General features: G+C 51.3%; 12 protein-coding genes. 3 read left to right on the top strand and 9 right to left on the bottom strand.

Annotated elements, in window-relative coordinates:
- Positions 1-35 precede the first annotated feature (35 nt).
- The 6 genes from mglC to folE all read right to left on the bottom strand — a co-directional run bounded on the left by mglC (position 36) and on the right by folE (position 7,210).
- A complete protein-coding gene (mglC, locus tag HV477_RS19710; protein WP_001275101.1) occupies positions 36-1,046 on the bottom strand; it encodes a galactose/methyl galactoside ABC transporter permease MglC in 1,011 nt (336 codons plus the stop codon).
- Positions 1,047-1,061: 15 nt separating this feature from the next.
- A complete protein-coding gene (gene mglA, locus HV477_RS19705) occupies positions 1,062-2,582 on the bottom strand; it encodes a galactose/methyl galactoside ABC transporter ATP-binding protein MglA (RefSeq protein ID WP_000535914.1) in 1,521 nt (506 codons plus the stop codon).
- Between the two features lie 133 nt (positions 2,583-2,715).
- Complete coding sequence (gene mglB / locus HV477_RS19700) at positions 2,716-3,714, bottom strand: galactose/glucose ABC transporter substrate-binding protein MglB (protein ID WP_001036943.1); 999 nt, start codon at positions 3,712-3,714, stop codon at positions 2,716-2,718.
- 498 nt (positions 3,715-4,212) lie between these two features.
- A complete protein-coding gene (gene galS, locus HV477_RS19695) occupies positions 4,213-5,235 on the bottom strand; it encodes an HTH-type transcriptional regulator GalS (RefSeq protein ID WP_000628634.1) in 1,023 nt (340 codons plus the stop codon).
- A gap of 149 nt (positions 5,236-5,384) precedes the next feature.
- Positions 5,385-6,527, bottom strand: a complete 1,143-nt coding sequence (gene yeiB / locus HV477_RS19690) for a DUF418 domain-containing protein YeiB (protein WP_001520237.1) — start codon at positions 6,525-6,527, stop codon at positions 5,385-5,387.
- Between the two features lie 14 nt (positions 6,528-6,541).
- Complete coding sequence (gene folE / locus HV477_RS19685; RefSeq protein ID WP_001139611.1) at positions 6,542-7,210, bottom strand: GTP cyclohydrolase I FolE; 669 nt, start codon at positions 7,208-7,210, stop codon at positions 6,542-6,544.
- 329 nt (positions 7,211-7,539) lie between these two features.
- Between folE and fghA the strand changes: the two genes are divergently transcribed.
- The gene (gene fghA, locus HV477_RS19680) at positions 7,540-8,397 is read left to right on the top strand and encodes an S-formylglutathione hydrolase (RefSeq protein ID WP_079899321.1); all 858 of its coding nucleotides are present in this window, start codon (positions 7,540-7,542) and stop codon (positions 8,395-8,397) included.
- Here fghA and HV477_RS19675 read toward each other — a convergent pair.
- Both HV477_RS19675 and HV477_RS19670 read right to left on the bottom strand, forming a co-directional pair.
- Complete coding sequence (locus HV477_RS19675; protein ID WP_000876817.1) at positions 8,386-8,775, bottom strand: helix-turn-helix domain-containing protein; 390 nt, start codon at positions 8,773-8,775, stop codon at positions 8,386-8,388. The two genes, fghA and HV477_RS19675, sit on opposite strands and share 12 nt — an antisense overlap.
- Positions 8,776-8,779: 4 nt before the next feature.
- Complete coding sequence (locus HV477_RS19670) at positions 8,780-10,147, bottom strand: L-serine ammonia-lyase (RefSeq protein WP_079899320.1); 1,368 nt, start codon at positions 10,145-10,147, stop codon at positions 8,780-8,782.
- A 216-nt stretch (positions 10,148-10,363) separates the two neighbouring features.
- On the opposite strand from HV477_RS19670, the gene serB reads away from it, so the two are divergent.
- Positions 10,364-11,251 (top strand): phosphoserine phosphatase SerB, encoded by an 888-nt coding sequence (gene serB, locus HV477_RS19665; protein ID WP_064043424.1) that lies wholly within the window; start codon positions 10,364-10,366, stop codon positions 11,249-11,251.
- Positions 11,252-11,283: 32 nt separating this feature from the next.
- Positions 11,284-12,606, top strand: a complete 1,323-nt coding sequence (locus HV477_RS19660; protein WP_023210708.1) for an MFS transporter — start codon at positions 11,284-11,286, stop codon at positions 12,604-12,606.
- Positions 12,607-12,649: 43 nt separating this feature from the next.
- On the opposite strand, the gene cirA is transcribed toward HV477_RS19660, so the two are convergent.
- Positions 12,650-14,641, bottom strand: coding sequence for a catecholate siderophore receptor CirA (gene cirA, locus HV477_RS19655; RefSeq protein WP_000488254.1), 1,992 nt, complete (start codon positions 14,639-14,641; stop codon positions 12,650-12,652).
- Positions 14,642-14,954 lie beyond the last annotated feature (313 nt).

The raw sequence follows: 14,954 nt of genomic DNA, 5'->3' as shown, positions 1-14,954 counted from the left end.
GGTTATCTGATAAGCAAGGCAATAGGTCTGGATAACTACTTCTTACGCGCGTATTTCAGCGAGTCCAGCGCCACGGCGAAAATGATAATGCCGCCTTTGATAATGTACTGCCAGTACGGGTTTACCCCGATATAGGTCAGGCCATAGTTGATGACGGTAAAGATAATGACGCCGGTTACCACGCCGAAGACCGTACCCACTCCGCCGCTAAACGATACGCCCCCGACAACGCACGCGGCAATCGCATCCAGTTCATACATAAAGCCGAGGTTGTTGGTGGCAGAACCAATACGCCCTGCTTCCAGTAAGCCGCCGAAGGCATAAAACACGCCGGAGAGCGCATAAATCATCAGCAGGTTCAGCGCCACGTTTACGCCAGAAACTTTTGCCGCTTCCGGGTTGCCGCCAATAGCAAAAATGTTTTTACCAAAACGGGTCTTATTCCACAGCACCCAGACAAACGCTACCGCAATCAGAGCGTAAAAGGTGATGTATGAGAGCCGGAAACTGCCCATCGCCACAAAGCCCTGTGCAAAGGTGGAAAAGCCGCTGTCAAAGCCGGAAATGGGCGAAGCGCCGACAAAGTCATAGTAAAGGGAGTTGATCCCATAAACGATAATCATCGTGCCAAGCGTGGTAATAAACGGCGTCACATTCAGGTAAGCAATGATGATACCGTTCACCAGGCCAATCACCGCGCCAATCGCGCAGACAATCAGGATGACCAGCGCAATCGGCATGGTCGCCATTTCCGGAAACACTTTATTGGCGTTTTCCATTGATTGCAGTAATGTTGCCGCCACAACCGCCGCCAGCCCTACCTGACGCCCCGCCGACAGGTCTGTCCCCTGGGTGACGATGAGTCCCGCCACGCCCAGCGCGATAATAATACGTACCGAAGATTGCGTCAGAATATTACTTAAATTCAGCAAACTTAAAAAAGTCGGGTCCTGGAAAATAATAATCGCCAGCAACACTAAAAGAACGACGTAAATTCCGCCCTCTTTCAGCCAGGTCAAAAAGCTTTTCTTGTTTAACGCACTCATAAGGAGCCCCTGATCTTAAAGGTGCAAAGAAGCAAGACGCAAAATTTCGTTTTGCGTTGTTGTTTTAGTATCGACAATGCCGGAAACGAGACCGTTACTCATCACCAGGATACGATCGGTAATCCCTAACAGCTCCGGCATTTCAGAAGAGATAATGATGATCCCCTTGCCTTTTTTCGCCAGTTCCGCAATAAGCTGATAAATTTCAAATTTTGCGCCGACATCAATACCGCGGGTCGGTTCGTCCAGCATTAATATTTCCGGCTGCGTTAATAGCCAACGTCCAATGATCACCTTTTGCTGATTGCCGCCGGAAAGTGAGCCAATTTGCGTGCGATGCCCCGGCGTTTTTACCCGCATGGAATCAATGACCCATTGGGTGTCGCTTTTCATCCGGGAATTATCCAGTAACCCCACTTTATTTTTATAATTACGGATATTCGAAATTAATGAGTTAAATCCGATATCCAGATAGGCGTAAATTCCGGTGGAACGACGCTCTTCCGTCACCAGCGCAAAACCGTGGTTAATCGCTTCGTTCGCAGTGTGATTATTAATTTTCTTGCCATGTAAAGTGATTGTCCCGGACGACTTCTCACGAATACCAAACAGCGTTTCGACGATATCGGTACGCTTTGCCCCAACCAGGCCGGCAATGCCCAGAATTTCGCCCTTGTGCAAATCAAAGGAGACATCGCGAATGGAAGGCTGGCGCAGCGAGGTCAGGTTACGTACCTCCAGAATCACGTCGCCCGGCTTATTTTCTTTATCCGGGAAACGCTGGTTCAGGGAACGCCCGACCATCATCGCAATGATCTTATCCATATCCAGCCCTTCCAGCGGCTGGGTGGCAATCCACTGACCGTCGCGCAAAATAGTAATTTCATCGCACAATTGAAAAATTTCTTCCATTTTATGCGAGATATAAACAATACCGCAGCCGCGTTCTTTCAGCTTGCGAATAATCGTGAACAGATGATTAACCTCTTTCTCAGTTAACGATGAGGTCGGTTCATCCATAATAACGATCTTAGCGTTATAGGAAAACGCCTTCGCAATTTCGATCATCTGCATTTGCGAAACGGATAACGTTCCTACGCGCGCGCGCGGGTCAATATCGATATCCAGTTCATCAAATATCGCTTTGGTATCCTGGTACATTTTATCCTGGTCGACAAACATACCTTTGGTGGGATAACGTCCCAACCACATGTTATCCATGACCGAACGTTGTAATACCAGATTTAACTCCTGGTGTACCATCGAAATCCCATTCTCCAGCGCTTCTTTCGCCGAATGGAAGTCCACTTCTTTTCCCTGAAATACAATGCTGCCGGAATCTTTTTGATAAATACCGAAAAGACATTTTAATAATGTTGATTTGCCTGCGCCGTTTTCACCCATTAATGCATGAATAGAGTGCGGACGAACGTTTAAGTTGACATTATCAAGCGCTTTCACGCCGGGAAATGATTTGTTAATGCCACGCATTTCCAACAAATATTCACCCGACGACGGAGAGATCGTGCTGCCCATAATGATACCCTGTCGGCCTTTTTAATTATGACTATCCGCGCCGGATGGCAAAAGAAATACGTTATCCGGTCTGCGGCACGTCACCCTTCCACGGTTTCAGGGCGCAACAAAATTGCGCCCACAGACGGAAAAGTTATTTTTGGGTAAATTCGCTCAGATTATCTTTGTCCACGCCGACATAAGGCACGCGCACGATTTTGTTCTCAATCTTCCAGCTGGTGCCGTCAGCCGCGCCCTTGCCTTCGGCGAGGTTTTTCGCCAGATCGAATGTCGCTTTCGCCTGATTGTTGGCGTCATTCAGTACCGTACCGGCCATCGCGCCCGATTTCACCAGCGCCAAAGCTTCCGGTAACGCATCGACGCCAAAGACCGGAATCGACGATTTATTATGCGCTTTCAGCGCCTCTACCGCGCCCATCGCCATCGCATCGTTATTCGCGATAACCACTTCAATCTTGTTAGCGTTCGGGCCAGACAGCCAGGCATCCATCTTATCTTTTGCCTGCGCGGTATCCCACATGGCGGTGTCTAACGCCAGTTGCTCGGTCTGAATACCTTTATCATTTAACTCTTTCACCACATACGTCGTACGGGCTTCAGCATCCGGGTGCCCCGGCTCGCCTTTCAGCAGAACATACTGAATTTTACCGTCTTTATTCAGATCCCAACCCTGATTCGCCTGCCAGTGTTTGGCAATCAAGTCGCCCTGAATCACACCGGATTCTTTAGAGTCAGTCCCGACATAATACGCCTTGTCATAGCTGTCCAGCGCTTTGCGGGAAGGCTCTTTGTTAAAGAACACCACCGGCACATTTTGCCCGCGCGCTTTCTCAATCACCGTACCGGCGGCTGCCGGGTCGACCAGGTTAATCGCCAGAGCTTTAACCCCTTTCGCCAATAAAACGTCAATTTGATCATTCTGTTTGGATTGATCGTTTTGCGAGTCATTCATCAGTAGCTGAACATCCGGCGCGGATTTGCCATCTTTTTCAATAGCCTTACGCACCACGGACATAAAGTTATCGTCATATTTATAAATCGTCACGCCAATACGAGTATCAGCCGCGTGTGCGTGCGCGCCGAATAACAGACTTGCCATCACGGCAGAAAGGGTCAGTACCTTCTTATTCATGGTAGCTCCGGTTTTATTATGTAGGGTATAGCGTAAAAAAATGCCCGGCTGTTCAGCACGTTAACGCGTGTTACTGAACGCCGAAGCGTATTTAGAGCCTATCCCACCAGGCGTTATTGGCGCAGCCAGTTTGGACACGGACAGCGCGCAAAAACCGCAGCGTACACGTAGTACGTGAGGTTTGACTCGCTACGCTCGCCCTTCGGGCCGCCGCTAGCGGCGTTCAAAACGCTAACGCGTTTTGGCGAGCACTGCCCAGGTCCAAAATGGCAAGTAAAATAGCCCTAATGGGATAAGCTCTTATTCAACTCTTTATTTTTGTCCGGTAGTCGCGGGATATTGTGATAACGGTTTTTATAAGCGAAATACCCCAGCAAAACTGACAACTAACTGTTACACATTAGTTACAGTGCGACAAACGTTGTCATCATAGCTATCACAATGTTAATAAACTGTGAATTTACTCACAGATTGAAAACGGTTACATGCGGTGCGTAATCAGTTAGTGATCAGTACCGCATTCTGTCGCCATGCCACCGAATGGCGCCGCACCAGGGTCGGCATAAAGCAGTGCGTCGCCGTGATATCCAGCGTACCTGCAGCCCCCTGTAACGCCAGCTCGGTCGCGATTTTCGCCATAGAAGCAATAGGATAGCGCACGGTAGTCAACTGAGGATCGGTATAACGAGCAATAGGGATATCATCGAAACCGATGACAGACAGATGCAAGGGAATGGCGATGCCGTTATCTTTTAACGCCGTCAGCGCGCCCGCCGCCATGTTATCGTTATAGGCAAATACCGCCGTCAGTTGCAGATTGCGTCCCAGCAACTCAACCATTGCCGACTCGCCGCCCTGCATGTCCGGCGTGCCGGTGCCTATCCAGCTCTCCGACGCAGCAACCCCCTGCTCTTGCAGCGCGTGTAACCACCCTTCTCTGCGCATCGCGTCATCTTCAATACGGTGGCTGGAGGCCAGGTAGCCGATGCGTTGATGTCCATTATTCAGCAACATTCGGGTCGCCATTCTGGCGCCGCTCACATTGTCGAGACAGACACAACGATGCGCATAACCCGGCACGATACGGTTAATCAGCACCATACCGGGGATCTGATCCATAAAGTCGCTCAGCTCGCGATCGGTTAAGGCTTTTGAGTGAACAATCAATGCGTTACAACGCTGACGGATCAAGACTTCAATCGCATGACGCTCTTTTTCCGCCTCATGATAACTGTTGCCAATGAGAACATATTTCTGGTGCTGCTGCGCGACCAGATCTACGGCTTTCACCAGAGCGCCGAAAAAGGCATCGGAAACATCCATGACCACGACGCCGATGGTATCGCTCACCTGGGTGGCCAGCGCTTGCGCATTCGCATTTGGCCGATATCCCAGCAGGGTGACGGCCTGCATAACGGCGTCACGGGTGTCGGGACTGACCAACGCGCTGTTATTCAGTACGCGGGAAACGGTCGCTACAGACACGCCAGCCTGGCGCGCTACATCACGAATGGTGATCATATTCACTGCCCTGTTTGAGTTCAAAAATGCTCACAAATGCCCCGTTAGCAGGCGGCTATTTTGTCAGCACCCTGCCCAGGGCTGCGTGAGAAACATCACAGGGATGGAAACGGTTACAGCCATTTTGTTAATGAATGTGATCCAGATCGTTATCTGAGCGATCCTGACGCGCGCAACGTGAGTTGACGCCATAACCACTCGACCGGTCCCTGTCGCCAGAAACGTAGCCAGATGACGGAAAAGAGAAGGTTTATTGCCCATACCGGAACGACAAAGAACAAGAGTTCCAGTCGATTGAATTTCATAAATAAGCCAAACTGATAAAACAGCGTGGTACAGATGATCGTCTGCAGCAAATAATTGGTCAGCGCCATTCGCCCTACGCAGGCAATGGCAAGCGTCAGTCTGCATCGGCTAAGCTGCGGCCAGAAGCCAAACATCAGCGCGGCATAGCCCAGCGTTTGCAACGGCGCGCTCAGTTCGCGCGGCGCCTGCAATAAGAAGGCGCACCAGCGGTACGCCCAGTCCAGCCGCCATTGTAAAATGACCGCAGGCAGGTTGATCATTAGCCCTAACGCCACCAGCAGAGCCCCGGTACGGCGATAGTGCCGCAGACTGTACTGACCTTTCAGCCAGCCGCTACGCATTAGCGCGGCGCCCAGCAGCATCATACCTGCCAGTTGCCAGCCATACTGCGCGCCGAGCGCCAGTAAACTATTTGACAGCATCTCTGCCCGGTTGCTGATAGCCTCCATGCCGCCGTTCAGCTTCCAGTATTTTTCATACAATATTGCCGACGCATCCGGCGTCCAGGCGCGGCTGGTTTCGCTACTCGATACCACGCCCAGCAGCAGTAGCACGCCAATCCCGACCAGATAAAGGAGTATGCCGGTATTGAACAGGCTTTTTACCGAAGGCGCGTCGCGTACCAGTCGCCAGCAAATTAACCCGACCAGACCGTAGGCCAGCAGAATGTCGCCGTCCCAAAAGAATAACGCATGGATAAAACCTAACAGTACCAATAGCGTCAAGCGCGATTGAATCCACTGTTTACCACGCGGAAGCAGCATTTGTAGCCCCGCGCCAAACAACAACGCGAACAGCGTAAGAAACTTAGCCTGCGCCACAATATCGAGAATCGCCCAGGACCAGGCGTCTTCGGGAACGATCGCGCCGTACCAGGCGGGATTGAGATAAGCCGCCTTCGGCAATCCAAAGGCGCTAATGTTAAGAAGCAGGATACCGAGGATAGCGACGCCACGTACAAAATCCAGCGTGACATTACGCTCCATCGTCTCCGCCTTAATCATGGATGATGGCGAACGGCACGCAGAAACTCCTGGCGCGTATTCTGGCTGGACTTAAACAATCCGCCCAGCGACGTCGTCGTCGTGGCGCTGGTTGCGTCACGAATACCGCGCGCTTTCACGCAGTAATGCACCGCATCAATCGATACCGCTACATTATTGGTGCCGAGCAAGGTTTGCAGCGCCGTCAGAATTTGTTGGGTCAAACGTTCCTGAACCTGCGGACGCTGGGCGAAGAATTGCACGATGCGGTTAATTTTCGACAGGCCGATCACGGAATCTTTGGGGATATACGCGACGGTCGCTTTGCCATCAATGGTCACGAAGTGATGTTCACAGGTGCTGGTCAGCGTGATATCGCGGACGGTGACCATTTCATCCACCTTCATTTTATTTTCAATGAGGGTAATTTTCGGGAAATTGGCATAGTCGAGGCCAGCGAAAATCTCGTCAACGTACATCTTAGCGATACGATGCGGCGTTTCCATCAGACTGTCATCGCTCAAATCGAGATTCAGCAACTGCATAATCTCAGTCATATGCCCTGCGATAAGGCTTTTTCGCGTTTCATTATCCAGTTCATCCATAGGCGGGCGCAGCGGCGTTTCCAGCCCCCGGGCAACCAGCGCGTCATGAACCAGGGCCGCTTCTTTACTGAGTGATGGCATTAATCGTGTTCTCCTGCAGGTGTGGCGCCTCTGCCCTGCATGGGGCAAAGTTTGTCAATATTGTGACAGTGTGATTATTGTGCGTGAGGTAGCGCACATAATCCAGTATTCACGCCCATAATTGTTGAAATTGTCGCTGCCTTTCATGACATCTTTTCCGGTGCGAGAATGCTGGCAGGACAAAGGGCATATTTGTTAACGCAACGTTATTTAAATGATGAAGCATGTTTATGTATTACGGAAGTGAAAGTTACTCACAACGCGGTGAATAATCTGTATTATGAAGAATCTGCATACCTTATCAGGTTCACTATAAAAGGAGCCCCCGCATGGAAATGCTCGAAGAGCACCGATGTTTTGGCGGCTGGCAGCAGCGCTGGCGTCATCATGCCGCCACGCTAAACTGCGCCATGACATTCAGCATTTTTCTTCCGCCGACTCAGGATAATGAACCGCCTCCGGTACTGTACTGGTTGTCCGGGTTGACCTGCAATGATGAGAACTTTACCACCAAAGCAGGCGCGCAGCGTATCGCAGCAGAACTGGGCATTGTATTGGTGATGCCGGATACCAGTCCACGCGGTGAACAGGTCGCCGACGATAGCGGATACGATTTAGGCCACGGCGCCGGGTTTTATCTCAATGCCACACAGCCGCCCTGGGTCAGCCATTATCGCATGTACGATTACCTGCGCGATGAGCTTCCGGCGCTTATCCAGACACAGTTTAACGTCAGCGACCGTTGCGCCATCAGCGGGCACTCGATGGGCGGCCACGGCGCGTTAATCATGGCGCTGAAAAATCCGGGCAAATACACCAGCGTCTCTGCTTTTGCGCCAATCGTCAACCCCAGCCGCGTGCCGTGGGGAATCAAAGCGCTTACCGCTTATCTCGGCGAAGATGAATCAGCCTGGACTGAGTGGGATAGCTGCGAATTAATGCTGGCCAGCCAGCCGCAGGACGCCATTCCTGTGCTCATCGATCAGGGCGACAGCGATCAATTCCTCGCCGATCAACTTCAGCCCGCCGTACTGGCGGAAGCCGCGCGGCAAACCACCTGGCCGATGACGCTACGAATCCAGCCTGGCTACGATCATAGCTATTATTTTATTGCGTCCTTCATCGAGGACCATCTGCGCTTTCATGCCCGGTATTTACGGGACGAGCGTGAGACGTCACCAACATAATGAATTTTCCAGCGCCGCGCTGTAATTCACCTCCTCCGACTGCGGCGCGGAAGATTTATTATTTAAATCCGCGGCCTGCTGGCGTACCTGAAGGCGGCCGCTGCCCTCTCCACCTTCATAACTTTCGTGAAAATTACGCAGCTCGGATTCAAACAGCACCGCATCAAGATTATGCAACTTATCCAGCGCCCGCAGGAGAGAAATTAACGTATCAAGATTGAGCCCTCCTCCCTTCTCGATACGCTTGATGGTGGCAATGCCAACGTGCGCGCGATCGGCAAGCTGCTGCTGGGTCATCGAAAGAGACAGACGCGTCTCCTTTAAGCGGGCGCACAACGACAGGATAATCTCGTCGTTATTCATCGTATTGTATTTCACGCTGTTACCCTCTCTTGCGCGGCTGAATTTTCCCCAGCGAACCATGATACGTTTCACGGTATTTAGCGCTCATGTCTTTACCGGTCTCGTACATCGCAGCAATGATCTCATCGAGCGAAATACAGGGTTCGCTTACGCGACTCATCGCCATCGTCGCCGCGTTTATCGCTTTCACGGCAGAGATAGCATTTCTCTCTATGCAGGGAATTTGTACCTGTCCGCCCAGCGGATCGCAGGTCAATCCCAGATGATGTTCCATGGCAATTTCAGCGGCGCTCAGCGTTTGCTCCACGGATGCGCCCATTAGTTCAGCCAGGCCCGCCGCCGCCATTGAGCACGCCACGCCGATTTCCCCCTGACAGCCAACTTCAGATCCCAGAATAGAGGCGTTTTGTTTAAACAACATCGCGATAGCGGCGGCGGTCAGGAAGAAACGGGTCAGAGCACCGGGCTCCAGCGGCGTGACAAATTTATCATACCAGCAAAGCGCTGCCGGAATGATGCCGCACGCACCATTGGTTGGCGCGGTAACAATCTGTCCGCCGCTGGCATTTTCTTCGCTTACCGCAATCGCGAAGGCATTGACCCAGTTCAGCGCGGTTAAAAAATCGCTGGCGGAGCGATTAGCCTGTAACGTCTTATGTAACGCGCAGGCGCGCCGCGGTACCTGATAGGGGCCGGGTAATACCCCCTCAGTATGCAGGCCGCGATAAACCGCCTGCTGCATCACGTCCCATATTTGCGCCAGATAATTCTGCAACGTCTGTGGCGAGTGGCGGCACAGCTCATTTTTCATCATCAGCGCCGCCACGGACAGGCCGTTACGCCGACACAGCGCCAGCAACTGCGCGGCATGACTAAATTCAAAGGGCGACACTGTACGCAAAGGAAGCGATGGCGTCAGCGGCTCGCCATGTTTGCGAACCTGTCCGGCGCCGGTCGAAAACCAGGTCTCTTCATACACCGTGAAATAATCATCTCTGGCGCGAAACGTCATGGCATAAGGATGGCCTGGATGCGCCTGGTGATTGGCGATAATCTTGACTTTTATCGTGATTCCGCCCGCGTCGGAGAGCGGGAGTTCGATTTTGTTTTCATTTTCCGCACGCTTAATCACCGCCATATACGAACGGAGATCGACATTCTCCGGCTGGCAACCCAGCAGCCCAAGATAAAGGGCGGTATCCACATTGTGGCACTTGCGGCTTAACGATAACGCGCCATACAGCTCGATTTCAATTTCCCGAATTAGCGGCAACGTCTCTTGTTCTCTGAGCAATGAAGTAAAGTGACAGGCGGCGCGCATCGGCCCTACGGTACGTGAGCTGGATGGACCTATTACTATTTTGAATATATCAAGGCAACTCTCCATCGTTATATCAATCCTTTCAGTCTCATTCGCGTTCAGTAATAAATAACATCCTCGCACAGTTGGCATATCAAAAGTGATACCTTTTGTGTCTGAACTTTACCTGGTATCAAAAACAACGCTTTTTTAGCCCTTTTCTGGCTGTGATATCTGTGATAGCACGAGATTCCACGCCGCAAAAGAGCCATTATAATACCCGTAAATTAAGGGAGTTATCATATGAGCATTATTTATTTTATTACTACACAGGATATCGATACGTTTCAGAAAAAATTACAGGAAACGTTATTTAATGCCGTCACCATGCCGTTTCCGCTATTATTTGATAAACGTTATGCCGCGCTTATCAATACCGCTTATTTAAAGTTTACGCTGCCAGCGGAATGTCTGACGCCTGAATTTTATCGCTATTTACGCGAACTCTCATTGCAATGGCAGTTTGATTTTTTTATTAAGCCGCAGCCACTGCCTGCTAACGGTATTATCGCGTTTGATATGGACTCGACATTTATTGCGGAAGAAGGCGTGGATGAAATTGCCCGCGAGCTTGGCATGTCGACGCAAATCACCGCCATTACCCAACAGGCGATGGAGGGCAAGCTTGATTTTAACGCCAGTTTTACCCGACGTATCGGAATGTTGAAAGGCACGCCGAAAGCAGTGCTGAACGCCGTATGCGATCGCATGACCCTTTCGCCAGGCCTGTTAACTATTCTGCCAGTCATCAAGGCCAAAGAATTTAAAACCGCGATTATCTCCGGGGGACTGGATATATTCACCCAGCGTCTAAAAGAACGGTATCAACTGGATTATGCCTTTTCGAATACGGTTGAAATACGCGATAACGTTCTGACGGATAACATTACCTTGCCGATTATGAATGCCGCAAACAAAAAACAGACGCTGGTTGACCTGGCTGCCCGGTTAAATATTGCCACGGAGAATATTATTGCCTGCGGTGATGGCGCCAACGATCTGCCGATGTTAGAACATGCTGGCACCGGTATTGCCTGGAAAGCGAAGCCGGTTGTACGGGAAAAAATCCACCATCAGATTAATTATCACGGTTTCGAATTGCTTCTTTTTCTTATTGAAGATGAATTATAACGCGACTCACCTCGCCGGAAGGGAATTTTAAAATGAGTATAAAAACATTTATTTTCAGCCAGCCCGATAAGCCGATTGTAAAAGAGAAAAAAGAGATAGACCAGACCTATAAAAAATTTCGTATTGAGATTATCGCCTCAGTCTTTATCTCTTATGCCGTCTTTTATCTTACCCGTAAAAACTTCTCCGCCGCGATGCCGGCCATGCTGACGGAAACGTCGCTGACCGCAGAAGACTTCGCCATTATGTCTTCTATTTTTTACATTCTTTATGGCGCGATGAAGTTTGTCGGCGGGATGCTGGTCGATAAAATTAACCCGAAAGCCATGACCGGCCCGGTGCTGATTGGCGTAGGGATTGTAAATATTCTGTTCGGCTTTTCCGATAGCGTGGCGGCATTCTACGTGTTGTACAGTCTCAACGCGATATTACAAGGCACCAGCTTTCCGCCGATGGCGAAAATTATGGCCTCGTGGTTTTCGAAAAACGAACGGGGACGCTGGTGGGCTATCGTTGAAGCGGCGCACAATATCGGCGGCAGCCTCGCGCCGCTGCTGACCAGTTTTGCTATCGCCTTTAGCGGTAGCTGGAAAATGGGGTTTTATGTTCCCGGCGCCATTTCGCTGCTGATGGGGATAGTGGCGCTATTTACCATTAAAGATCGTCCCGGTACGTTAGGTTTGCCCAACGTGGGGCAGTGGCGTAACGACCCGACGGAACTGGCCCAGGTCAAGGCCAGCCCGGTCAACCTGAGCTTCTGGCAGATTTTTGTGAAATATATCCTGACCAATCCACTGGTATGGATCATTATTATCGGTGATATGTCGGTTTATATTGCGCGCACCATCCTTAACGACTGGCCGCAGATTTACTATTCGCAGGTTCACGGCTGGAGCCTGATAAAAGCGAACTCGATTATTTCCTGGTTTGAGGCGGGCGGACTGGCGGGTGGGTTGCTGGCAGGCTACTTGTCTGACTTTATGTTCAAAAGTAACCGCTGGATGACCGGATTAATCTTCGCGTTAGCGCTGTGCATATGCATCGTGCTGGTGCCGCTGGTTCAGGATACCTCTTACACCCTCACCGCGATTCTGTTCACCATCATGGGCTTCGCCTTATACGGACCGCATATGCTTTTTGCCGTCGGCTGTCTGGATGTGACCCATAAGGATGCGGCGGGATCGATTACCGGCTTTCGGGGATTGTTCAGCTATGTCGGCGCGGCAATGGCCGGTGTGCCGGTAATTATGGTGAAAAATAGCTGGGCGTGGTCGGGCGTTTATATCTATGCGGTGATCGCCATTCTGCTAACGACTCTGTCGCTGGCGCTGCTCTCCAGGCTGCATCGGTTATAACATTCTGGCGACAGCGGCAAAACGCGGCTGTCGCCAGTCTCTGTCAGAAACGGTAATCCACCGCCATAAAGTAACGACGTCCGTCTTCGGTATAACCGTAGTCGTCGCGTTTGAGATCTTTATCGCCCACGTTCAGAACGCCCGCACGCAGTTTAACGTTTTTCGTCGCCTGCCATGCCGCGCCGGTATCCCAGACCACATACCCGCCCGGCGTTTTCGCTGTTGCGCTGTCGGCCCGCTTACGCCCGGTATAATTCCCTGATACGTAGAATGACCAGTCTTCGAGCTGCGCCGGTTTCCAGTCCAGCGTACCGTTCGCGGTGTGGAACGGCAGATCGGAAAGCGGCTTGTTCCCGCCATTACTGACGTCGCGTCCGTCGTTATAGGTGTAATTCAACGACAGTTTCCACGCCTCGTTAAACGGAACTTTCAACTCGGTTTCCACGCCCTGAATACGCGCTTTATTCACGTTGTAATAACGGAAGACCGGAACGCGCTGTCCCCGACTGTTGGTTTCGAAACCGACAAAGTTGGAATAGCCGGGCGCGGCGTTAACGTCAGGGGTACGGCTAATGCTGATGCGATTGTCCACATCGTTACGGAACGTGGTAACGCTCGCTTCCACGCCCTCCAGTATGCCTTCTTCGCCCCGGTAATAAAGGCCGAGCTCCCAGCTTTCACTGGTTTCAGGTTTCAGATCCGGGCTACCGACAATGCGGCATCCGCCACGGCAGGAGTTGGTCGCCCAGTCCGGACTTAATTGCAATAGCGACGGCGCTTTAAAGGCCGTGGCCCACCCACCTTTCACCGTCAGGGTATCCGTTGCGTTATAAACCAGATAAGCACGCGGGCTCCAGTGATCGCCATAGGTTTCATGGTCATCCATACGAATACCGGTGGTCAGCGCCAGCGGTTCGAAGATGCGCCACTCATCTTCAAGGAACAGAGCATACTGGCTGGCGGAGGTTTTAGTACTGGAACCGCCGGTCAGGTTCACCGCATCGCTCAGTTTATCGTGACGCCATTCGCCGCCGAAGGTGAGGAACTGGTTGACAGACGCTAACGGCAGAACGTATTTCCCGTCAATCGAATTGCTTTCTGACGTGATAGGGCTACTGTTGCCGGGGTTTTTGTTTTCCACTTTTTCGCCGTAGAATTTGAGCTCGCTATTGCCGAGATCCCAACGTCCGTTATGGCTCAACGCGTAGTTTTGCCGTTCCAGACGATTTTTATCCAGCGAGTCGGAGTCCCGGTCCTGGCGATCAAAACCGTAGCCTGCGGTAACGTCATGATTTTCGTTTGGTGTCCAGGCAAACTCGACGTTTCCATCGCGGCTGGTAAATCCTTCAATGCGCGGCGTTTCACCCGTAGCGGTGGTGGCGGAGCTCTGCTGCTCGTCTTTTTCGCGTTTCGCCAGACTACCGTAGGCTTTCATTCCCAGCACGCCGTCGATCAGCGGACCGCTGGTAAAGAACTGACCGTTATAGGTATCGCCACGGTCGCGATGTTCCTGAATAGTGGAGTCAACCGTGACGCTGCCGTGCCATTTCTGACCAATTTTTTTGGTGATAATGTTGACCACGCCGCCCAGCGCATCGGAGCCATACAGCGAGGACATGGGGCCACGCACCACTTCAATACGTTCGATAGCGTCAACCGGTATCCAGTTCAGATCAAAATCATTATGGCGGAAGACCGCGTTACGGGAGTTAACGCGCTTACCGTCGATCAGGATCAGCGTATAACTGCTGTCCAGACCACGAATACTCACGCCTTTACGGTTATCCCCTTCGTTAGTGAGCTGTACGCCCGGCACCTCTTTCAGGACATCTTTCAGGTTTTGCACGGGCCTGCGCTGTAAATCTTGCTGGGTAATGACGCTGATACTTGCTGGCGCATCTTTCAGATTTTGTTCGATGGCGGACGCGGTAACGACCATGGTTTCACCATCATCCGTTGCCGCGGCAACCGGCCAGGCCAACGTAACTGCGGACATACAAAGCCCTACCCGAACGAAAGGGTTAAACCTAAACATTCCATTTCTCCATGAGGTAAATACGACAAAAAAAATCGGTTATCGCTCACAACGCATTACGTTTCGCCTGCGATAACGGTTATCACGGCGAACTCTTTTTATGCAGGCGAGTCGGGCTCATTAGTGACGGTCGCGCCCGAATCTTCATCCTTTCTGATTTCGAGCGTAACGATAAAGCAAACGATAATAATTATCAATTTAATTGTTAATAATTATGTCATTTGAACCAATCATAAAGAAAAAACAAAAAACCCTCTCGAATGAGAGGGTTAGAAGGGTCAGGTTCAGGCAGTCCGTGCCGGATAGCGGCATA

Origin of the sequence: Salmonella sp. SG203, from assembly GCF_013350575.1 — a bacterium.
Lineage (GTDB): Bacteria > Pseudomonadota > Gammaproteobacteria > Enterobacterales > Enterobacteriaceae > Salmonella > Salmonella enterica.
The sequence above is the reverse complement of the archived record's forward strand: the minus strand, read 5'-3'. Positions and strand labels throughout refer to the sequence as shown.

Bases quoted from the DNA above. Each gene is read 5' to 3' on its own strand.
- mglA (WP_000535914.1), bottom strand. From the start codon at position 2,582: ATGGGCAGCACGATCTCTCCGTCGTCGGGTGAATATTTGTTGGAAATG.
- HV477_RS19670 (WP_079899320.1), bottom strand. From the start codon at position 10,147: ATGGAGAGTTGCCTTGATATATTCAAAATAGTAATAGGTCCATCCAGC.
- mglC (WP_001275101.1), bottom strand. From the start codon at position 1,046: ATGAGTGCGTTAAACAAGAAAAGCTTTTTGACCTGGCTGAAAGAGGGC.
- mglB (WP_001036943.1), bottom strand. From the start codon at position 3,714: ATGAATAAGAAGGTACTGACCCTTTCTGCCGTGATGGCAAGTCTGTTA.
- cirA (WP_000488254.1), bottom strand. From the start codon at position 14,641: ATGTTTAGGTTTAACCCTTTCGTTCGGGTAGGGCTTTGTATGTCCGCA.
- serB (WP_064043424.1), top strand. From the start codon at position 10,364: ATGAGCATTATTTATTTTATTACTACACAGGATATCGATACGTTTCAG.
- fghA (WP_079899321.1), top strand. From the start codon at position 7,540: ATGGAAATGCTCGAAGAGCACCGATGTTTTGGCGGCTGGCAGCAGCGC.
- galS (WP_000628634.1), bottom strand. From the start codon at position 5,235: ATGATCACCATTCGTGATGTAGCGCGCCAGGCTGGCGTGTCTGTAGCG.
- HV477_RS19660 (WP_023210708.1), top strand. From the start codon at position 11,284: ATGAGTATAAAAACATTTATTTTCAGCCAGCCCGATAAGCCGATTGTA.
- yeiB (WP_001520237.1), bottom strand. From the start codon at position 6,527: ATGGAGCGTAATGTCACGCTGGATTTTGTACGTGGCGTCGCTATCCTC.
- folE (WP_001139611.1), bottom strand. From the start codon at position 7,210: ATGCCATCACTCAGTAAAGAAGCGGCCCTGGTTCATGACGCGCTGGTT.